Here is a 16,544-nt window from a genome sequence, read left to right on the forward strand (position 1 = left end):
TGACCGGTCGCGCCCGACAGGCTGCTATACTGGTCGTTTCCCGCTTCGCTGCACGAGGTAGTCATGGACAGCATTCTGGTCAGGGGTGCGCGTACCCATAACCTGAAGGATATCGATGTCGAACTGCCACGTGACAAACTGATCGTGGTCACCGGCCTGTCCGGGTCGGGCAAGTCTTCTCTGGCCTTCGACACCCTCTATGCCGAGGGCCAGCGCCGCTATGTGGAGTCGCTCTCCACCTATGCGCGGCAATTCCTGTCGATGATGGAGAAACCCGACGTCGACCATATCGAGGGGCTGTCGCCGGCGATCTCGATCGAGCAGAAGTCGACCTCGCACAACCCGCGCTCCACCGTCGGCACCATTACCGAGATCTACGACTACCTGCGCCTGCTGTTCGCCCGCGCCGGCACCCCGCGCTGCCCTGACCACGGGGAGGAGCTGGAGGCGCAGACGGTCTCGCAGATGGTCGACCAGGTGCTGGCGCTGCCCGAGGGCAGCCGCCTGATGTTGCTGGCGCCGGTGATCAAGGGGCGCAAGGGCGAGCATCAGCAGCTGCTCGGCGAGCTGCGCGCCCAGGGCTTCGTGCGCGCGGTGGTCGACGGCGAGACCGTCGAACTCGACGATCTGCCGACCCTGGACAAGAAGCGCAAGCACGATATCAGCGTGGTGGTCGATCGCATCAAGGTGCGCGCGGATCTGCAGCAGCGCCTGGCGGAGTCTTTCGAAACCGCGCTCAACCTGGCCGACGGTACCGCGATCATCCACTTCATGGATGGCGAGCAGGCGGACCTGGCGTTCTCCTCGCGTTTCGCCTGCCCCATCTGCGGCTACTCGCTGGCCGAGCTCGAGCCGCGGCTGTTCTCGTTCAACAACCCGGCCGGCGCCTGCCCCACCTGCGATGGCCTCGGCGTGCGTCAGTACTTCGATCCGGACAAGCTGATCAGCCATCCGGAGCTGTCGCTGGCCGAAGGAGCGATCAAGGGCTGGGATCGGCGCAGCATCTACTACTTCAGCCAGCTGCAGGCGGTCGCCGAGCACTACCGCTTCACCCTCGACACCCCGTGGGAGGCGCTGGCCCGCCACGAGCGCGAGATCGTGCTTCACGGCAGCGGCAAGGACGACATCGCCTTCAGCTACGTCAACGACCGCGGGCGCAAGGTGACCCGTGAACACCCGTTCGAGGGCGTGCTACCCAATCTGGAGCGGCGCTACCGCGAGACCGAGTCGTCGATGGTCCGCGATGACCTCGCCAAGTACTTGGCGGTACGCCCCTGCCCCAGCTGCGACGGCAGCCGCCTCAAGCGCGAGGCGCGTCACGTCTTCGTCGACGATCACAATCTGCCGCAGATCACCCAGCTACCGGTGGGCGAGGCCTGGAACTACTTCCGCGAGCTGACGCTGCCCGGACGCAAGGGCGAGATCGCGACCAAGATCGTCCACGAGATCCACGCCCGCCTGGAGTTTCTGGTCAATGTCGGCCTCGACTACCTGACCCTGGAGCGCAGCGCCGACACTCTCTCCGGGGGCGAGGCCCAGCGTATCCGCCTGGCGAGCCAGATCGGCGCCGGCCTGGTGGGGGTAATGTACATCCTCGACGAGCCTTCGATCGGCCTGCACCAGCGCGACAACGACCGCCTGCTGCGCACCCTCACCCGGCTGCGCGACCTGGGCAATACGGTGATCGTGGTCGAGCACGACGAGGATGCCATCCGCGCCGCCGACCACGTGCTCGATATCGGCCCAGGCGCCGGCGTACATGGCGGCACCATCGTCGCCCAGGGCACGCCCAAGCAGATCGAGGCCGCTTCGCACTCGCTGACCGGGCAGTATCTCTCGGGCAAGCGCCGGATCGAGGTGCCGCCGCATCGGATTCCGGGCAATCCAGAGAAGCAGCTGCGGCTCACCGGGGCCAGTGGCAACAACCTGCACAATGTCGACCTGACGCTGCCGCTGGGCCTGTTCGTCTGCGTCACCGGAGTCTCCGGCTCGGGCAAGTCGACGCTGATCAACTCGACCCTGATGCCGATCGCGGCGCGCGAGCTCAATCGCGCCACCACGCTATCGCCGGCGCCCTACCGCAGCATCGAGGGGCTCGACCAGCTCGACAAGATCATCGACATCGATCAGAGCCCCATCGGGCGCACGCCGCGCTCCAACCCGGCCACCTATACCGGGATCTTCACCCCCATCCGCGAGCTCTTCTCGGGCACGCAGGAGGCTCGCGCCCGGGGCTACAAGCCGGGACGCTTCAGCTTCAACGTCAAGGGCGGGCGCTGCGAGGCGTGCCAGGGCGAGGGCATGATCAAGGTGGAGATGCACTTTCTGCCGGACATCTACGTGCCCTGCGACGTGTGCAAGGGCAAGCGCTACAACCGCGAGACGCTGGAGATCCAGTACAAGGGCAAGAACATCCACGAAGTGCTGGAGATGACGATCGAGGAGGCGCTGGAGTTCTTCAGCCCGGTACCGGCGATCGCCCGCCGGCTACAGACGCTGATGGACGTGGGGCTCTCCTACGTGCGCCTGGGGCAGAGCGCCACCACCCTCTCCGGGGGCGAGGCGCAGCGGGTCAAGCTGGCTCGCGAGCTGGCCAAGCGCGACACCGGCCAGACGCTCTATATCCTCGACGAGCCCACCACCGGGCTGCACTTCGAGGATATCCGCCAGCTGCTCGGCGTGCTCCACCGCCTGCGCGACCACGGCAACACCGTGGTGGTGATCGAGCACAACCTCGATGTGATCAAGACCGCCGACTGGCTGATCGACCTCGGCCCCGAGGGCGGCTCCGGCGGCGGACGGATCATCGCCGAGGGCACCCCGGAGCAGGTCGCGGCCCAGGCCCACTCCCATACCGGACGCTTCCTGGCGCCGCTGCTGCCCTCACCCAAGGCGGCGAGCAAGGGCAAGGCCAAGCGCGCCTGAGCCCACCGGAGGCGCCTGCGGGCGCCTCCGCCCCCTTCCCGACTATCACTTCCACGGCTGCCCCATGTCACTACGGCTGCGCGTCGGACGACCGGATACCGGAGCGTGAGATCCGCTGCCCTCGGTACCACGCCTGCAGCGCAAGATATCCGGGCAAGCCTACCGCGTCCGACCTCCGAACAAAAAGCGAGGGCAAAAAGAGAGCCCAAAAAGAAAGCCGGCTGCCCGATCACTCGGACAGCCGGCTTTGGTGCCGTTCGGCGGAAACGCGGGGCGACTTACTCGTCGCCAGCAGCTTCCTGAACGGCCGGACGATCGACCAGCTCGATGTAGGCCATCGGCGCGTTGTCGCCAGCGCGGAAACCGCACTTGAGCACACGGACGTAACCGCCCGGGCGATTGGCGTAACGCGGGCCAAGCTCGTTGAAGAGCTTGCCGACGGCTTCCTTGGAGCGAGTGCGGCTGAACGCCAGACGGCGATTCGCCACGCTGTCCTGCTTGGCCAGGGTGATCAGCGGCTCGATATGACGACGCAGCTCCTTGGCCTTGGGCAGGGTAGTCTTGATCACTTCATGCTCGACCAGCGAGATGCACATGTTCTTGAACATGGCGTGCCGATGCGAGCTGGTCCGATTCAGATGACGACCACTCTTACGATGACGCATGATTGCTATTCCTTACCAAACTGGTGATTCGAGTCGGCACTCCGGCACCGCCGAGGGCGCGCCTCAGGCGGAGGCCTTGTCGTCCTTCAGACTCGCCGGCGGCCAGTTTTCCAGCCGCATGCCGAGGGAAAGACCGCGCGAAGCCAACACGTCCTTGATTTCGTTCAAGGACTTCTTGCCAAGGTTCGGCGTCTTGAGCAGCTCGACTTCCGTGCGCTGAATCAAATCGCCAATGTAGTAAATATTCTCGGCCTTCAAGCAGTTGGCGCTACGAACCGTGAGTTCGAGATCGTCCACGGGGCGCAGCAGGATCGGATCGATCTGATCCTCTTCCTCTTCGACTTCCTGCTCTCGGTCAGCTTCGAGATCGACGAAGGCGGCCAGCTGTTCCTGAAGGATGGTCGCACTACGACGAATCGCTTCTTCGGGGTCCAAGGTGCCGTCAGTTTCGAGATCGATGACCAGCTTATCGAGGTCGGTGCGCTGTTCGACACGCGCCGCTTCGACCGCGTAGGACACGCGACGAACCGGGCTGAAGGTCGCATCCAGCTGCAGACGACCGATGGCACGGGATTCGTCCTCGTCGGAGAGCCGCACGTCGGCGGGCTCGTAACCGCGGCCCCGCACGACTTTCAGCTGCATCTTGAGCTCGCTGCCGTCGTTGAGGTGCGCGATCACATGATCCGGGTTGACGATCTCGACGTCGTGATCGACGGCGATATCGCCTGCGGTCATGATGCCCGGGCCCTGCTTGTTCAGGGTGAGGAGCGCCTCGTCGCGGCCGTGCATCTTGATGGCCACGTCCTTGAGATTCAGAAGAATCTCGATGACGTCTTCCTGAACACCTTCGATGGCGCTGTATTCATGCAGCACGCCGTCGATTTCCGCTTCGACCACGGCACAGCCGGGCATCGAAGAGAGCAGGATGCGACGCAGCGCATTCCCCAGGGTATGGCCGAAACCACGCTCGAAGGGTTCCAGCACGATCTTGGCGTGATTCGCACTGACTTCTTCGACCTTGATGTCGCGGGGACGGAGAAACTCTGTCACTGAACGCTGCATATGAACACCTTCTCAGGCTGCCTAACGAATATCGGTACTCCAGCCGGTTCGGACCGCCGTGGCGGTCCGAACTCAGGCCTCACTTGGAGTACAGCTCGACGATCAGGTTTTCGTTGATGTCGGCAGACAGGTCGCCGCGTTCCGGGACAGCCTTGAAAGTGCCTTCCATCTTCTTCGCGTCGACGTCGATCCAGTTCACGTCGCCACGGTTGGCGGCGATGGACAGCGCCTGCTGGATACGGGCCTGGTTCTTGGCCTTCTCACGCACAGACACGACGTCGCCAGGACGCACCTGATAGGAAGCCACGTTGACGGTACGGCCGTTGACCGAGATCGCCTTGTGGCTCACCAGCTGACGCGATTCACTGCGCGTGGAGCCGAAGCCCATGCGGTAAACCACGTTGTCCAGCCGGGATTCCAGCAGCTGCAACAACACTTCACCAGTCGCCCCTTTCTGGCGCGCGGCTTCTTTGTAGTAGTTGCGGAACTGGTTTTCGAGCACGCCGTAGATACGACGCACTTTCTGCTTCTCACGAAGCTGCAAGCCGTAGTCGGAAAGACGCTGACGGCGCTGGCCGTGCACACCCGGGATCTGCTCGGATTTGCACTTCTTCTCGAAGGGGGTGACACCGCTCTTGAGGAAGAGGTCGGTACCCTCACGACGAGACAGTTTGCACTTGGGTCCTAGATAACGAGCCATGAGTCGTTCTCCTTAAACGCGGCGTTTCTTCGGCGGACGGCACCCGTTATGCGGGATGGGCGTCGCGTCAGTAATGCTCTGCACACGGAAGCCGGCGGCATTGAGTGCACGCACGGCAGACTCACGGCCCGGGCCGGGGCCCTTGACCAGCACGTCGACGTTTTTCACACCATACTCGGCTGCAGCGGTCGCTGCACGTTCACTCGCTACTTGAGCTGCGAACGGGGTGCTCTTGCGAGAACCACGAAAACCCGAACCACCGGCAGTCGCCCAAGAAAGCGCGTTGCCCTGGCGGTCTGTGATCGTCACGATCGTATTGTTAAAAGAGGCGTGGATGTGCGCGACGGCGTCCACGACCTGCTTTTTAACCTTTTTACGGTTACTACGCGGGTTAGCCATGTTGATGTTTCCTGATAGTTAACGTCGAAACGTTAATTATTTACGAATCGGTTTACGCGGTCCCTTACGGGTACGCGCATTGGTCTTGGTACGCTGACCACGCAGCGGAAGACCACGACGATGGCGCAGACCACGATAGCAACCCAGATCCATGAGACGCTTGATGTTCAGCGTCACGTCACGGCGAAGGTCGCCTTCTACGGTGTACTTACCGACTTCGGTACGCAGGATGTCGAGCTCTTCGCCAGACAGTTCCTGAATCTTGGTCGTCGGTGCAATACCGGCCGCGGCACAGATCGCCTGTGCGCGAGTGCGGCCAATCCCGAAGATGTAGGTCAGCGAGATCGCCGCATGCTTGTTGTCCGGGATATTGACGCCTGCAATACGGGCCATCAGCTTACTCCGAATGTTGAGCGGCTTGCTCGTTTAGTCGTCCACAAAGGGCGCAATAGCATACCCCTTTGCCTCTCTCGAGGCAAGGGGCATGCCATGGCCCGCTTTCGTGCAGCTAGGGAATCAACCCTGGCGCTGCTTGTGACGCGGTTCCGTGCAGATGACACGGACCGCGCCGTTGCGCCGAATGATCTTGCAGTTACGGCACATTTTCTTTACAGAAGCTCGAACTTTCATCGTTCTCTCCAAATGCTCTCTCGCGGAGGCTCAGCGCATCACGCCGCCGCTACCGTAGCCCTTCAGGTTCGATTTCTTCATCACCGACTCGTACTGGTGCGACATCAGGTGCGATTGAACCTGGGCCATGAAGTCCATGATCACCACGACCACGATCAGCAACGACGTGCCGCCGAAGTAGAACGGCACCTGCCAGGCCACCACCAGGAACTGCGGCATCAGCGAGACCAGAGTGATGTAGAGCGCCCCGAACAGGGTCAGCCGAGTCATCACCTTGTCGACGTAGCGCGCAGTCTGCTCACCCGGACGGATCCCCGGCAGGAAGGCGCCCGACTTCTTGAGGTTGTCGGCGACATCCTTGGGGTTGAACACCAACGCCGTATAGAAGAAGCAGAAGAACAGCACTGCCGCCGCAAACAGGATGATGTACAGAGGCGCGCCCGGGGAGAGCTGCTGCGATGCCACCTGCAGCCACTCGAAACCGTCGCTCTGACCCAGCCACTGACCGATGGAGCCCGGGAACAGCAGGATACTGGACGCGAAGATCGGCGGAATCACACCCGCCATGTTGACCTTCAGCGGCAGATAGCTGCTCTGACCGGCATACATCTTGTTGCCGACCTGACGCCGCGGATAGTTCACCGTGATGCGGCGCTGGCCGCGTTCGATGAACACCACGAACGCTACGGTCGCAATGGCCAGCAGCGACAGCGCGAGCAGCGGCAGCACGTTCCAGGCGCCATCATTGCGCGCCAGCTCGAACGACTGACCGATCGCACTGGGCAGCCCAGCCACGATCCCGGCGAAGATGATCAGCGAGATACCGTTGCCGATCCCCTTTTCGGTGATCTGCTCGCCCAGCCACATCAGGAACACGGCCCCAGCCACGAAGGTGACGACGGCGGTGAAGTAGAAACTGATGCCGCCGGTGTAGGCGACGCCCTGACTGACCAGACCAACTGACATGCCGCTCGCCTGGATCAACGCCAGTAACACCGTGCCGTAGCGGGTGTACTGGTTGATCTTCCGGCGCCCGGCCTCGCCTTCCTTCTTCAGCGCTTCGAGCTGAGGCGATACCGCGGTCAGAAGCTGCATGATGATCGACGCGGAGATGTACGGCATGATCCCCAGCGCGAAGATACTCATGCGCTGCAGCGCACCACCCGAGAACATGTTGAACATGCCGAGGATGGTGCCCTGGTTCTCCCGAAACAGGGCAGCCAGCTGGTCAGGATCGATGCCGGGTACGGGAATGTGGGCACCGATGCGGTACACCACGATCGCGATGAAGACGAAACGCAGGCGCGCCCACAGCTCGCTGAGGCCACTACCCATGTTCGCCGGCACGTTTCCTGACTTAGCCATTTAGTCCTCTACCTTGCCACCGGCCGCTTCGATCGCAGCGCGTGCACCTTTGGTGACCTTGAGGCCACGCACGGTAATCGCCTTGTTCAGCTCGCCGGAGAGGATGACCTTGGCGTACTCGGTTGCGTTCTTGAGCACGTTGGCCTTCTTCAGGCTGGCGAGATCGGCGACATCGCCTTCGACCTTGGCCAGTTCGCCGAGGCGAACTTCTTCGGACACCAACGACTTGGCCGAGGTGAAGCCAAACTTCGGCAGACGGCGCTGCAGCGGCATCTGGCCGCCTTCGAAACCGGGCTTGACCGAGCCGCCGGAACGCGACTTCAGACCTTTGTGGCCACGGCCACCGGTCTTGCCCAGACCGGAGCCGATGCCGCGCCCGACGCGCTTCTCAGCGTGCTTGGAACCCGGAGCCGGGCTTAAGCTGTTGAGTTTCATGGATTACTCTCCCTCGATTCGAACAAGGTAACGAACCTTGTTGATCATGCCGCGAACGGCGGGGGTGTCTTCCAGCTCGACCGAGTGCCCGATGCGACGCAGGCCGAGGCCCGTCATGGTCGCTTTGTGCTTCTTCAGGACACCGATAGTGCTGCGGGTCTGAGTGATTTTGATCGTCTCTGCCATGGTCGCTTACCCCGCCAGTTCTTCGACAGACAGGCCACGCTTGGCGGCGATGTCTTCCGGAGACTGCATGGATGCGAGCCCCTTGATGGTGGCACGCACGACGTTCACCGGATTGGTGGAGCCGTAGCACTTGGCCAGGACGTCATGGACACCGGCCAGCTCGAGGACGGAGCGCATGGCGCCGCCGGCGATGATGCCGGTACCTTCGGAAGCCGGCTGCATGAAGACCTTGGACGCACCGTGACGGGCGCGAACCGGGTACTGCAGCGTGCTGCCGCTGAGGCTGACCTTGACCATGTTGCGACGTGCCTGGTCCATGGCTTTCTGGATCGCGACCGGCACTTCACGCGCCTTGCCACGACCGAAACCGACCCGGCCGTTGCCATCGCCAACGACGGTCAGCGCGGTGAAGCCGAAGATACGACCACCTTTGACCACCTTGGCGACGCGGTTGACCTGCACCAACTTCTCTTGCAGATCACCGCCCTTCTGTTCGTTATTCGCCATCGTAAAACCCTTTAGAATTGCAGACCGCCTTCGCGTGCGGCATCCGCCAACGCCTTGACACGCCCGTGGTATTTGAAACCAGCGCGGTCGAAGGCAACCTGAGAGATGCCGGCATCCTTGGCGCGCTCAGCGATGAGTGCACCCACTTTGGCAGCCGCATCGGCGTTACCGGTCGTACCTTCGCGCAGGCTCTTGTCGAGCGTGGACGCGCTGGCCAGCACTTTGCCGCCGTCCGGCGAGATAATCTGCGCATAGATGTGACGCGGGGTGCGGTTGACGCACAGACGGTTCACACCCAGATCGCGGATCTTGGCGCGCGCGCGGCGGGCACGACGGAGACGAGATTCTTTCTTCGCGTTCATAACCCTGCCTTACTTCTTCTTGGCTTCTTTGCGGCGGACTTGTTCGTCGCTGTACCGAACCCCTTTGCCCTTGTAGGGCTCCGGCGGACGGAAGGCGCGAATTTCCGCAGCCACCTGGCCGAGCTTCTGCTTGTCCGCGCTTTTCAGCACGATGACGGTGTTCTTCGGCGTTTCGGCCGTGACACCTTCAGGCAGCGTGTAGTCGATCGGGTGGGAGAAACCGAGTGTCAGATTCAGCGTCTTGCCACTTGCCTGGGCACGATAGCCGACGCCATTGATTTCCAGCGACCGAGTGAAACCCTCGGAGGCGCCGGTGACCATGTTCTGGACCAGGGCACGAGTCGTGCCGACCATGGCCCAGCTCTTGGCCTGCTCACTGGGAGCAAAGGTCAGTTGACCGTCTTCCTGAGCGATTTTCACGTCGGGATGGACAGTCAGTTCTAGCGTGCCCTGGCCGCCCTTGACGGACAGCTGGTCGCCGTCGAACTTGACCTCGACGCCGCTGGGCAGTTTAACCGGATACTTGGCTACGCGAGACATTTCTCACTCCTAGAATACGGTGCAGATGACTTCACCACCGACACCCGCCTGGCGTGCGGCGCGATCGGTCATGACACCCTGAGAGGTGGTGACGATCGCGATGCCCAGACCGTCTGCGACCTTGGGCATGGCGCTCTTGCCCTTGTAGATCCGCAGCGACGGTTTGGATACACGCTGGAGGTGCTCGATGACCGGCTTGCCCTCGAAGTACTTGAGGGTGACGGTCAGCTCGGGCTTGGCGCCCTCGGAGACCGCGAAGTCGGTAATGTAGCCTTCCTGCTTGAGTACGCGGGCCACTTCCGTCTTGAGCTTGGAAGACGGCATGGTGACCGTCTCCTTGGTGGCCATCTGCGCATTGCGGATACGGGTACACATATCCGCCAGAGTATCTTGCATGCTCATTTACATTGCGCTCCTGAATTCCTCGACGTGGCTTACCAGCTGGACTTCTTCAGTCCAGGGACATCGCCACGCATGGCCGCTTCGCGCAGCTTGTTACGGGCCAGACCGAACTTGTTGTAGTAACCGTGCGGACGACCGGTAATGCGGCAGCGGTTGCGGGCACGGACCTTGCTGGAGTCGCGCGGCAGCTGCTGCAGCTTCAGCTGAGCGTCGAAGCGCTCTTCGTCAGAAGCGTTGACGTCGTAGATCACGCTCTTGAGCGCGGCACGCTTGGCGGCGTATTTGTCGACCAGCTTCGCGCGCTTGAGCTCACGCTCAATCATGCTTTTCTTTGCCATGAATCCACCCTTATTGCTTGAACGGGAAGTTCAGCGCGCTGAGCAGCGCACGACCTTCTTCGTCGGTGTTGGCGCTGGTCGTGATGGTTACGTCCAGACCACGGATCCGGTCGATCTTATCATATTCGATCTCCGGGAAGATGATCTGCTCACGGACGCCCATCGAGTAGTTGCCGCGGCCGTCGAAGGACTTCGGGTTGAGACCACGGAAGTCACGCACGCGGGGGATCGCGATGTTGACCAGGCGATCCAGGAAGTCCCACATCCGCTCGCGGCGCAGGGTCACCTTGACGCCGATCGGCCAGCCTTCGCGGACCTTGAAGCCAGCGATGGACTTGCGCGCTTTGGTCACCATCGGCTTCTGACCGGAGAGCTTCTCCAGGTCGCCGATGGCGTTTTCGATCAGCTTTTTATCGCTGGTCGCTTCGCCGATGCCCATGTTCAGGGTCACTTTGGTGATCCGGGGCACCTGCATCACGTTGGCATAGCTGAACTGCTCCTGCAGTTTAGCCATGACCTCGCTTTGATAACGTTCTTTCAAGTTCGCCATTTTGCTACCCGACTCGCGTTAGGCGTCGATCTGCTTCTGCGTCGACTTGTAGATACGTACCTTGGTACCGTCTTCCTGCACCTGGAAGCCGACGCGATCCGCCTTGCCGGTCTCCGCGTTGAAGATGGCCACGTTGGACGCATGGATCGGAGCCTCACGCTCGACGATACCCCCCGGGTTGCCAGCCATCGGATTGGGCTTGGTGTGGCGCTTGATCATGTTGACGCCCGAGACGACATAACGGTCGTTCTCGAGGACGCGCTTGATCGTGCCACGCTTGCCCTTGTCCTTGCCGGCGATGACGATGACTTCGTCGTCACGTTTGATCTTGTGCATATCCGCCTCGCTCCTTACAGCACTTCGGGCGCCAAGGAAATGATCTTCATGAACTTCTCGTTACGAAGTTCACGAGTAACCGGCCCGAAGATACGGGTACCGATCGGCTGTTCGTTGGTGTTGTTCAACAGAACCGCCGCATTTCCATCGAAGCGAATCAGCGAGCCGTCGTTACGACGAACACCGCTGCGCGTACGCACCACGACGGCCTTGAGGACCTGGCCTTTCTTGACCTTGCCCCGCGGAATCGCTTCCTTGACCGTCACTTTGATGACATCACCCACGCGAGCGTAACGGCGGTGTGAACCGCCAAGCACCTTGATGCACTGCACCCGGCGCGCGCCGCTGTTGTCGGCGACATCCAGCATTGTCTGAGTCTGAATCATTGGTTTTCTCCAAACCTAATCTGACTGCACTGGTTCAGAAGGCGCTGTCGGGCTCAGCCCTTGGCCTGCTCGACCACCTCGACCAACGTCCAGGCTTTCTTCTTGGACAGCGGACGGCATTCCTGAATGGAAACCGTATCGCCAGTCCGTGCCTGATTCGCCTCGTCATGGGCGTGCAGCTTGGTGGAGCGCTTCATGTACTTGCCGTAGATCGGATGACGCTCGCGGCGCTCGATCAATACGACAATCGATTTTTCCATCTTGTCGCTCACGACCTTACCGGTGAGCGTACGGGCTTTATTCGCTTCAGCCATTATTGGTCACCTGCCTTCTGGTTGAGCACAGTCTTGACGCGAGCGATGTCGCGACGAACCTGCTTGAGCAGGTGCGTCTGGCTCAGCTGGCCGGTGGCCTTCTGCATGCGCAGGTTGAACTGCTCCTTGAGCAGTTCGAAGAGCTGCTCCTGCAGCGCATCGACTGATTTTTCACGCATTTCGTTGGCTTTCATCACATCACCGTCCGTTTCACAAAGGTGGTGGAGATGGGCATCTTCTGGGCCGCCAGGGAGAACGCTTCACGCGCCAGCTCCTCGGAGACGCCTTCGATTTCGTAGAGCACCTTGCCCGGCTGGATCTGGGCCACCCAGTACTCGACGGAACCCTTACCTTTACCCATACGAACCTCGAGAGGCTTGTTGGTAATCGGCTTGTCCGGGAATACGCGGATCCAGATCTTGCCACCACGCTTGACGTGACGGGTGATGGCACGACGACCAGCTTCGATCTGACGTGCGGTGATACGACCGCGATCGGTGGCCTTGAGACCGAAGTCTCCGAAGCTCACCTTGCTGCCGCGATGCGCCAGGCCACGGTTACGACCTTTCTGCACCTTGCGGAACTTTGTACGCTTGGGTTGCAACATCGATCAGTCTCCCCTTACCTGGAACCTTTCTTCTTCGGTGCAGGTGCCTGAGCCTGTTGCTTCTGCTTGGCACGCACCTCTTCGATGCCCCCGAGGATCTCGCCCTTGAAGACCCACACCTTGACGCCGATGACGCCGTAGGTGGTGTGTGCTTCATAGGTGGCGTAATCGATGTCGGCACGCAGGGTGTGAAGCGGCACGCGACCTTCGCGGTACCATTCGGTACGTGCGATCTCGGCGCCACCGAGACGACCGGAGAGCTGCACCTTGATACCGCCGGCACCCAGACGCATGGCGTTCTGGACCGAGCGCTTCATGGCACGGCGGAACATCACGCGACGCTCGAGCTGACCGGCGATGTTCTGCGCGACCAGGGCGGCGTCGAGTTCCGGCTTGCGGACTTCTTCGATGTTGACGTGCACCGGCACACCCATCATGCGGGTGACATCCTGGCGCAGACGATCGACGTCCTCACCCTTCTTACCGATCACGATGCCCGGACGGGCAGTGTGAATGGTGATACGGGCGTTGTTGGCCGGACGTTCGATGGTAATGCGGCTCACGGAGGCGTTCTTCAGACGCTCTTCGAGGAAGCGACGCACTTCCAGATCGTTGTTCAGCTTGTCGGCATAGGCACCGCGCTCTGCGTACCAGACCGACGAGTGATCTTTCACGATGCCGAGACGAATCCCGACTGGATTGACTTTCTGACCCATCTGGTCGACTCCTACTTCTCGGCTACCTTGACGGTGATGTGGCAGGTGCGCTTCAGAATGCGATCCGCCCGGCCTTTTGCGCGCGGCTGAATGCGCTTGAGCGTCATGCCCTCATCGACACAGATGGTCGAGACACGCAGCTCGTCGATGTCCATGCCGTTGTTTTCTTCCGCATTGGCAATCGCGGACTGCAGCACCTTCTTGACCAGCTTGGCAGCCTTCTTGGGGGAGAAGGTCAGCACGTCGAGCGCTTCGGCGACCGGCTTACCGCGCACCTGGTCAGCCACCAAACGGGCCTTCTGGGCGGACAAGCTAGCGCCACGCAACTTAGCAGCGACTTCCATCTCTTAATCCTCTTGGCTCAGCGTTTGGCTTTCTTGTCCGCCGCATGCCCGCGATAGGTGCGGGTGGCAGCGAACTCGCCCAACTTGTGGCCGACCATTTCCTCGGAGACATGCACCGGGACGTGCTGGCGACCGTTATGTACCGCGATGGTGAGCCCGACCATGTTCGGCAGGATCATCGAACGACGCGACCAGGTCTTGATCGGTTTGCGATCGTTCTTTTCCGCGGCGACTTCGACCTTCTTCAACAGATGAAGGTCGATAAAGGGACCTTTCTTCAGTGAACGTGGCACAGCCGTTACCTCTTAATGTCTGTTACTTGGACTTGCGGCGACGAACGATGAGCTTGTCGGTACGCTTGTTCTTGCGGGTCTTGTGGCCCTTGGTGGGGATACCCCACGGGCTGACCGGATGACGACCACCGCTGGTGCGGCCTTCACCACCACCGTGCGGGTGATCCACCGGGTTCATCGCGACACCGCGAACGGTCGGGCGCACCCCTCTCCACCGTTTCGCACCGGCCTTGCCCAGTTGACGCAGGCTGTGCTCAGAGTTGCCGACTTCACCCAGCGTGGCGCGGCACTCGGACAGTACACGACGCATCTCGCCGGAGCGCAGACGCAGGGTCGCGTAGTTGCCTTCACGGGCGACCAGCTGAGCGCTGGCGCCGGCGCTGCGTGCAATCTGCGCACCCTTGCCCGGCTTCAGCTCGATGCAGTGCACCGTTGAACCGACCGGGATGTTGCGCAGCGGCAGCGCGTTGCCACGCTTGATGGAAGCGTTGACGCCGGACTCCACCACGTCCCCGGCCACCAGGCCCTTGGGTGCGATGATGTAACGACGCTCGCCGTCCATGTACTTCAGCAGCGCGATGTTGGCGCTACGGTTCGGGTCGTACTCGATGCGCTCGACGACGGCGTTGATGCCATCCTTGGTGCGCTTGAAGTCGACCAGACGATAATGCTGACGATGGCCACCACCGACGTGACGCGTGGTGATGCGGCCATTGTTGTTACGACCACCGGACTTCGACTGCTTCTCGGTCAGCGCCGCGAACGGACGGCCCTTGTAGAGCTCGCCATTGACGACTTTGACGACGTGACGACGACCGGCGGAAGTGGGTTTTGTCTTGACTACTGCCATGATCCGTACTCCTGCCTTACTCGGCGCCAGAGAAGTCTTCGAGCGTTTCGCCCGCAGCCAGAGTCACGTACGCCTTGCGGTAACCCTTGCGCAGACCCGTGCCGAAGCGCGTGCGTTTGGTCTTGCCCTTGACGTTGAGCACGGAAACACCGGCGACTTTCTTGCCGAACAGCGCTTCGACGGCCTTCTTGATCTCGGGCTTGGTCGCGTCCTGGGCCACTTTGAACACGTACTGATTGTTCTCGGCGGCGCGCGCGGCCTTCTCGGTCATGTGAGGTCCGAGCAGAACCTTGTATACGCGTTCCTGGTTCATCCCAGCTTCTCCTCGAATTTACGCAGAGCGGAGACGGTCATCAGCACCTTGTCGAAGGCGATCAGGCTGACCGGATCGGCGGCCGCAGCATCGACGACATCGACGTTGGGGATGTTGCGCGCGGCCAGGTAGAGCTTCTCGTCGAGCTCTTCGGTGACGATCAGCGCTTTCTCCAGATCCAGCTCCTTGAGCTTGCTGGCCAGCTGCTTGGTCTTCGGCGCGTCGACGGCGAACTCGTTGACCAGCACCAGACGCTCCTGACGCACCAGCTCGGACAGGATCGAACGCATTGCCGCACGGTACATCTTGCGGTTGACCTTCTGCGTGTAGTCCTGCGGACGGGCAGCGAAGGTCACACCGCCGCTACGCCACAGCGGCGAGCGGATGGTGCCGGCGCGAGCGCGGCCGGTGCCCTTCTGGCGCCACGGCTTCTTGCCGCCGCCACGCACGTCGGAGCGGTTCTTCTGGGCACGGGTGCCCTGACGGCCCGCCGCCAGATAGGCGGTGACGACCTGGTGCACCAACGCTTCGTTGAATTCTTTGCCAAAGGTCTCTGCGGACACTTCGACGGTGCCAGCGGCACCTGCGAGATTCAGATTCATCGGTCTCAGTCCCCTCAGCGAGCTTTCACGGCGCTGCGCACGACGACATCGCAGCCCGGAGCACCAGGCACGGCGCCTTTGATCAACAGCAGATTGCGCTCGGCATCGACACGCACCACTTCCAGGCTCTGGACGGTGACGCGCTCATTGCCCATCTGGCCGGCCATCTTCTTGCCTTTGAAGACGCGACCCGGGGTCTGGCACTGACCGATGGAACCCGGCGCACGGTGAGACAGCGAGTTACCGTGGCTGTTGTCCTGGGTACGGAAGTTCCAGCGCTTGACAGCGCCCTGGAAGCCCTTGCCCTTGGAGGTACCGGTCACATCGACTTTCTGACCAGCTTCGAAGAGGGATACGGTGAAGGAACCGCCCACTTCCGGTGCTTCGTCGCTCTCGGCGAGACGAAACTCCATCAGGGAACGGCCAGCCTCGACCCCGGCCTTGGCGTATTGACCAGCAATCGCCTTGGTGAGGTGCTTGGCTTTGCGGGAGCCGGTTGTGACCTGCACCGCACGATAGCCGTCGGACTCGATGGTCTTGACAGCAGCGATGCGGTTGGGCTCAACCTCGATCACGGTTACGGGCACGGATGCGCCATCTTCGGTGAAAACACGGGTCATGCCCGCCTTTTTACCGACCAAACCGATAGTCATGTTCAGTCTCCTATAGTGTACGGGGCTATCACCCGCTATGGCTGCCCTTTCCAGAGCATTCCAC

At 61.6% G+C, this 16,544-nt stretch carries 28 protein-coding genes; 1 reads left to right on the plus strand and 27 read right to left on the minus strand.

What is annotated here, in order from left to right; all coding sequences use genetic code 11:
* The first annotated feature begins 63 nt into the window (after window positions 1-63).
* Entirely contained in the window at window positions 64-2,925 is a 2,862-nt protein-coding gene (gene uvrA, locus J0A90_RS17660) for an excinuclease ABC subunit UvrA (protein WP_207037161.1), read from the plus strand.
* Window positions 2,926-3,203: 278 nt separating this feature from the next.
* Here the strand turns inward: uvrA and rplQ are convergent, their stop codons facing one another.
* The 27 genes from rplQ to rplC all read right to left on the minus strand — a co-directional run bounded on the left by rplQ (window position 3,204) and on the right by rplC (window position 16,480).
* Window positions 3,204-3,590, minus strand: a complete 387-nt coding sequence (gene rplQ, locus J0A90_RS17665; protein WP_207037160.1) for a 50S ribosomal protein L17 — start codon at window positions 3,588-3,590, stop codon at window positions 3,204-3,206.
* A 63-nt stretch (window positions 3,591-3,653) separates the two neighbouring features.
* Window positions 3,654-4,652 carry a DNA-directed RNA polymerase subunit alpha gene (rpoA, locus tag J0A90_RS17670; RefSeq protein ID WP_035470400.1) on the minus strand — a complete coding sequence of 333 codons (999 nt, stop codon included), beginning with the start codon at window positions 4,650-4,652 and terminating at the stop codon, window positions 3,654-3,656.
* Window positions 4,653-4,731: 79 nt separating this feature from the next.
* Complete coding sequence (gene rpsD, locus J0A90_RS17675; RefSeq protein ID WP_035470399.1) at window positions 4,732-5,352, minus strand: 30S ribosomal protein S4; 621 nt, start codon at window positions 5,350-5,352, stop codon at window positions 4,732-4,734.
* A 12-nt stretch (window positions 5,353-5,364) separates the two neighbouring features.
* Window positions 5,365-5,751 carry a 30S ribosomal protein S11 gene (gene rpsK / locus J0A90_RS17680; protein ID WP_009723883.1) on the minus strand — a complete coding sequence of 129 codons (387 nt, stop codon included), beginning with the start codon at window positions 5,749-5,751 and terminating at the stop codon, window positions 5,365-5,367.
* A gap of 36 nt (window positions 5,752-5,787) precedes the next feature.
* Entirely contained in the window at window positions 5,788-6,144 is a 357-nt protein-coding gene (rpsM, locus tag J0A90_RS17685) for a 30S ribosomal protein S13 (protein ID WP_035470398.1), read from the minus strand.
* Window positions 6,145-6,267: 123 nt separating this feature from the next.
* Window positions 6,268-6,381, minus strand: coding sequence for a 50S ribosomal protein L36 (rpmJ, locus tag J0A90_RS17690; RefSeq protein WP_031384759.1), 114 nt, complete (start codon window positions 6,379-6,381; stop codon window positions 6,268-6,270).
* A 30-nt stretch (window positions 6,382-6,411) separates the two neighbouring features.
* Window positions 6,412-7,746, minus strand: coding sequence for a preprotein translocase subunit SecY (gene secY, locus J0A90_RS17695; protein ID WP_035470397.1), 1,335 nt, complete (start codon window positions 7,744-7,746; stop codon window positions 6,412-6,414).
* Window positions 7,747-8,181 (minus strand): 50S ribosomal protein L15, encoded by a 435-nt coding sequence (rplO, locus tag J0A90_RS17700; protein WP_035470396.1) that lies wholly within the window; start codon window positions 8,179-8,181, stop codon window positions 7,747-7,749.
* Window positions 8,182-8,184: 3 nt separating this feature from the next.
* The gene (gene rpmD, locus J0A90_RS17705) at window positions 8,185-8,367 is read right to left on the minus strand and encodes a 50S ribosomal protein L30 (protein ID WP_035470395.1); all 183 of its coding nucleotides are present in this window, start codon (window positions 8,365-8,367) and stop codon (window positions 8,185-8,187) included.
* Between the two features lie 6 nt (window positions 8,368-8,373).
* Entirely contained in the window at window positions 8,374-8,874 is a 501-nt protein-coding gene (gene rpsE, locus J0A90_RS17710; protein WP_035470394.1) for a 30S ribosomal protein S5, read from the minus strand.
* A gap of 11 nt (window positions 8,875-8,885) precedes the next feature.
* Window positions 8,886-9,236 carry a 50S ribosomal protein L18 gene (gene rplR / locus J0A90_RS17715; protein ID WP_035470393.1) on the minus strand — a complete coding sequence of 117 codons (351 nt, stop codon included), beginning with the start codon at window positions 9,234-9,236 and terminating at the stop codon, window positions 8,886-8,888.
* A 9-nt stretch (window positions 9,237-9,245) separates the two neighbouring features.
* Window positions 9,246-9,776 (minus strand): 50S ribosomal protein L6, encoded by a 531-nt coding sequence (gene rplF, locus J0A90_RS17720; RefSeq protein ID WP_035470392.1) that lies wholly within the window; start codon window positions 9,774-9,776, stop codon window positions 9,246-9,248.
* 9 nt (window positions 9,777-9,785) lie between these two features.
* Window positions 9,786-10,178, minus strand: a complete 393-nt coding sequence (gene rpsH / locus J0A90_RS17725; RefSeq protein WP_035470391.1) for a 30S ribosomal protein S8 — start codon at window positions 10,176-10,178, stop codon at window positions 9,786-9,788.
* 32 nt (window positions 10,179-10,210) lie between these two features.
* Window positions 10,211-10,516 carry a 30S ribosomal protein S14 gene (gene rpsN / locus J0A90_RS17730; protein WP_035470390.1) on the minus strand — a complete coding sequence of 102 codons (306 nt, stop codon included), beginning with the start codon at window positions 10,514-10,516 and terminating at the stop codon, window positions 10,211-10,213.
* A gap of 10 nt (window positions 10,517-10,526) precedes the next feature.
* Entirely contained in the window at window positions 10,527-11,066 is a 540-nt protein-coding gene (gene rplE, locus J0A90_RS17735) for a 50S ribosomal protein L5 (RefSeq protein WP_035470389.1), read from the minus strand.
* An 18-nt stretch (window positions 11,067-11,084) separates the two neighbouring features.
* The gene (gene rplX, locus J0A90_RS17740) at window positions 11,085-11,402 is read right to left on the minus strand and encodes a 50S ribosomal protein L24 (protein WP_035470388.1); all 318 of its coding nucleotides are present in this window, start codon (window positions 11,400-11,402) and stop codon (window positions 11,085-11,087) included.
* Between the two features lie 14 nt (window positions 11,403-11,416).
* Complete coding sequence (gene rplN / locus J0A90_RS17745; RefSeq protein WP_035470387.1) at window positions 11,417-11,788, minus strand: 50S ribosomal protein L14; 372 nt, start codon at window positions 11,786-11,788, stop codon at window positions 11,417-11,419.
* A gap of 53 nt (window positions 11,789-11,841) precedes the next feature.
* Window positions 11,842-12,102 carry a 30S ribosomal protein S17 gene (gene rpsQ, locus J0A90_RS17750; protein WP_035470386.1) on the minus strand — a complete coding sequence of 87 codons (261 nt, stop codon included), beginning with the start codon at window positions 12,100-12,102 and terminating at the stop codon, window positions 11,842-11,844.
* Window positions 12,102-12,296 carry a 50S ribosomal protein L29 gene (gene rpmC / locus J0A90_RS17755; RefSeq protein ID WP_035470384.1) on the minus strand — a complete coding sequence of 65 codons (195 nt, stop codon included), beginning with the start codon at window positions 12,294-12,296 and terminating at the stop codon, window positions 12,102-12,104. Before rpmC ends, rpsQ begins: the two co-directional genes overlap by 1 nt.
* Window positions 12,296-12,709 carry a 50S ribosomal protein L16 gene (gene rplP, locus J0A90_RS17760; RefSeq protein ID WP_035470382.1) on the minus strand — a complete coding sequence of 138 codons (414 nt, stop codon included), beginning with the start codon at window positions 12,707-12,709 and terminating at the stop codon, window positions 12,296-12,298. The genes rpmC and rplP overlap by 1 nt, the downstream gene beginning before the upstream one ends.
* Window positions 12,710-12,723: 14 nt before the next feature.
* Window positions 12,724-13,425, minus strand: a complete 702-nt coding sequence (gene rpsC, locus J0A90_RS17765) for a 30S ribosomal protein S3 (protein ID WP_035470380.1) — start codon at window positions 13,423-13,425, stop codon at window positions 12,724-12,726.
* An 11-nt stretch (window positions 13,426-13,436) separates the two neighbouring features.
* Window positions 13,437-13,769 (minus strand): 50S ribosomal protein L22, encoded by a 333-nt coding sequence (rplV, locus tag J0A90_RS17770; RefSeq protein WP_035470378.1) that lies wholly within the window; start codon window positions 13,767-13,769, stop codon window positions 13,437-13,439.
* Window positions 13,770-13,786: 17 nt separating this feature from the next.
* Window positions 13,787-14,062 carry a 30S ribosomal protein S19 gene (gene rpsS, locus J0A90_RS17775; RefSeq protein WP_035470375.1) on the minus strand — a complete coding sequence of 92 codons (276 nt, stop codon included), beginning with the start codon at window positions 14,060-14,062 and terminating at the stop codon, window positions 13,787-13,789.
* 22 nt (window positions 14,063-14,084) lie between these two features.
* Window positions 14,085-14,912: a 50S ribosomal protein L2 gene (rplB, locus tag J0A90_RS17780; RefSeq protein ID WP_035470373.1), complete on the minus strand. Its 828-nt coding sequence runs from the start codon at window positions 14,910-14,912 to the stop codon at window positions 14,085-14,087.
* A gap of 16 nt (window positions 14,913-14,928) precedes the next feature.
* Complete coding sequence (gene rplW / locus J0A90_RS17785; protein ID WP_035470371.1) at window positions 14,929-15,225, minus strand: 50S ribosomal protein L23; 297 nt, start codon at window positions 15,223-15,225, stop codon at window positions 14,929-14,931.
* Entirely contained in the window at window positions 15,222-15,827 is a 606-nt protein-coding gene (rplD, locus tag J0A90_RS17790) for a 50S ribosomal protein L4 (protein WP_035470369.1), read from the minus strand. The genes rplW and rplD overlap by 4 nt, the downstream gene beginning before the upstream one ends.
* Window positions 15,828-15,841: 14 nt before the next feature.
* On the minus strand, window positions 15,842-16,480 hold the full coding sequence (gene rplC / locus J0A90_RS17795) for a 50S ribosomal protein L3 (RefSeq protein WP_207037159.1): 639 nt from the start codon (window positions 16,478-16,480) through the stop codon (window positions 15,842-15,844).
* Window positions 16,481-16,544 lie beyond the last annotated feature (64 nt).

Source organism: Salinicola sp. DM10, assembly GCF_017306975.2.
In the GTDB taxonomy this organism is placed as follows: domain Bacteria; phylum Pseudomonadota; class Gammaproteobacteria; order Pseudomonadales; family Halomonadaceae; genus Salinicola.

What these genes read in the sequence shown, in the direction of transcription:
- uvrA (WP_207037161.1), top strand. Translation starts at nt 64, where the DNA reads ATGGACAGCATTCTGGTCAGGGGTGCGCGTACCCATAACCTGAAGGAT.
- rplQ (WP_207037160.1), bottom strand. Translation starts at nt 3,590, where the DNA reads ATGCGTCATCGTAAGAGTGGTCGTCATCTGAATCGGACCAGCTCGCAT.
- rpoA (WP_035470400.1), bottom strand. Translation starts at nt 4,652, where the DNA reads ATGCAGCGTTCAGTGACAGAGTTTCTCCGTCCCCGCGACATCAAGGTC.
- rpsD (WP_035470399.1), bottom strand. Translation starts at nt 5,352, where the DNA reads ATGGCTCGTTATCTAGGACCCAAGTGCAAACTGTCTCGTCGTGAGGGT.
- rpsK (WP_009723883.1), bottom strand. Translation starts at nt 5,751, where the DNA reads ATGGCTAACCCGCGTAGTAACCGTAAAAAGGTTAAAAAGCAGGTCGTG.
- rpsM (WP_035470398.1), bottom strand. Translation starts at nt 6,144, where the DNA reads ATGGCCCGTATTGCAGGCGTCAATATCCCGGACAACAAGCATGCGGCG.
- rpmJ (WP_031384759.1), bottom strand. Translation starts at nt 6,381, where the DNA reads ATGAAAGTTCGAGCTTCTGTAAAGAAAATGTGCCGTAACTGCAAGATC.
- secY (WP_035470397.1), bottom strand. Translation starts at nt 7,746, where the DNA reads ATGGCTAAGTCAGGAAACGTGCCGGCGAACATGGGTAGTGGCCTCAGC.
- rplO (WP_035470396.1), bottom strand. Translation starts at nt 8,181, where the DNA reads ATGAAACTCAACAGCTTAAGCCCGGCTCCGGGTTCCAAGCACGCTGAG.
- rpmD (WP_035470395.1), bottom strand. Translation starts at nt 8,367, where the DNA reads ATGGCAGAGACGATCAAAATCACTCAGACCCGCAGCACTATCGGTGTC.
- rpsE (WP_035470394.1), bottom strand. Translation starts at nt 8,874, where the DNA reads ATGGCGAATAACGAACAGAAGGGCGGTGATCTGCAAGAGAAGTTGGTG.
- rplR (WP_035470393.1), bottom strand. Translation starts at nt 9,236, where the DNA reads ATGAACGCGAAGAAAGAATCTCGTCTCCGTCGTGCCCGCCGCGCGCGC.
- rplF (WP_035470392.1), bottom strand. Translation starts at nt 9,776, where the DNA reads ATGTCTCGCGTAGCCAAGTATCCGGTTAAACTGCCCAGCGGCGTCGAG.
- rpsH (WP_035470391.1), bottom strand. Translation starts at nt 10,178, where the DNA reads ATGAGCATGCAAGATACTCTGGCGGATATGTGTACCCGTATCCGCAAT.
- rpsN (WP_035470390.1), bottom strand. Translation starts at nt 10,516, where the DNA reads ATGGCAAAGAAAAGCATGATTGAGCGTGAGCTCAAGCGCGCGAAGCTG.
- rplE (WP_035470389.1), bottom strand. Translation starts at nt 11,066, where the DNA reads ATGGCGAACTTGAAAGAACGTTATCAAAGCGAGGTCATGGCTAAACTG.
- rplX (WP_035470388.1), bottom strand. Translation starts at nt 11,402, where the DNA reads ATGCACAAGATCAAACGTGACGACGAAGTCATCGTCATCGCCGGCAAG.
- rplN (WP_035470387.1), bottom strand. Translation starts at nt 11,788, where the DNA reads ATGATTCAGACTCAGACAATGCTGGATGTCGCCGACAACAGCGGCGCG.
- rpsQ (WP_035470386.1), bottom strand. Translation starts at nt 12,102, where the DNA reads ATGGCTGAAGCGAATAAAGCCCGTACGCTCACCGGTAAGGTCGTGAGC.
- rpmC (WP_035470384.1), bottom strand. Translation starts at nt 12,296, where the DNA reads ATGAAAGCCAACGAAATGCGTGAAAAATCAGTCGATGCGCTGCAGGAG.
- rplP (WP_035470382.1), bottom strand. Translation starts at nt 12,709, where the DNA reads ATGTTGCAACCCAAGCGTACAAAGTTCCGCAAGGTGCAGAAAGGTCGT.
- rpsC (WP_035470380.1), bottom strand. Translation starts at nt 13,425, where the DNA reads ATGGGTCAGAAAGTCAATCCAGTCGGGATTCGTCTCGGCATCGTGAAA.
- rplV (WP_035470378.1), bottom strand. Translation starts at nt 13,769, where the DNA reads ATGGAAGTCGCTGCTAAGTTGCGTGGCGCTAGCTTGTCCGCCCAGAAG.
- rplB (WP_035470373.1), bottom strand. Translation starts at nt 14,912, where the DNA reads ATGGCAGTAGTCAAGACAAAACCCACTTCCGCCGGTCGTCGTCACGTC.
- rplW (WP_035470371.1), bottom strand. Translation starts at nt 15,225, where the DNA reads ATGAACCAGGAACGCGTATACAAGGTTCTGCTCGGACCTCACATGACC.
- rplD (WP_035470369.1), bottom strand. Translation starts at nt 15,827, where the DNA reads ATGAATCTGAATCTCGCAGGTGCCGCTGGCACCGTCGAAGTGTCCGCA.
- rplC (WP_207037159.1), bottom strand. Translation starts at nt 16,480, where the DNA reads ATGACTATCGGTTTGGTCGGTAAAAAGGCGGGCATGACCCGTGTTTTC.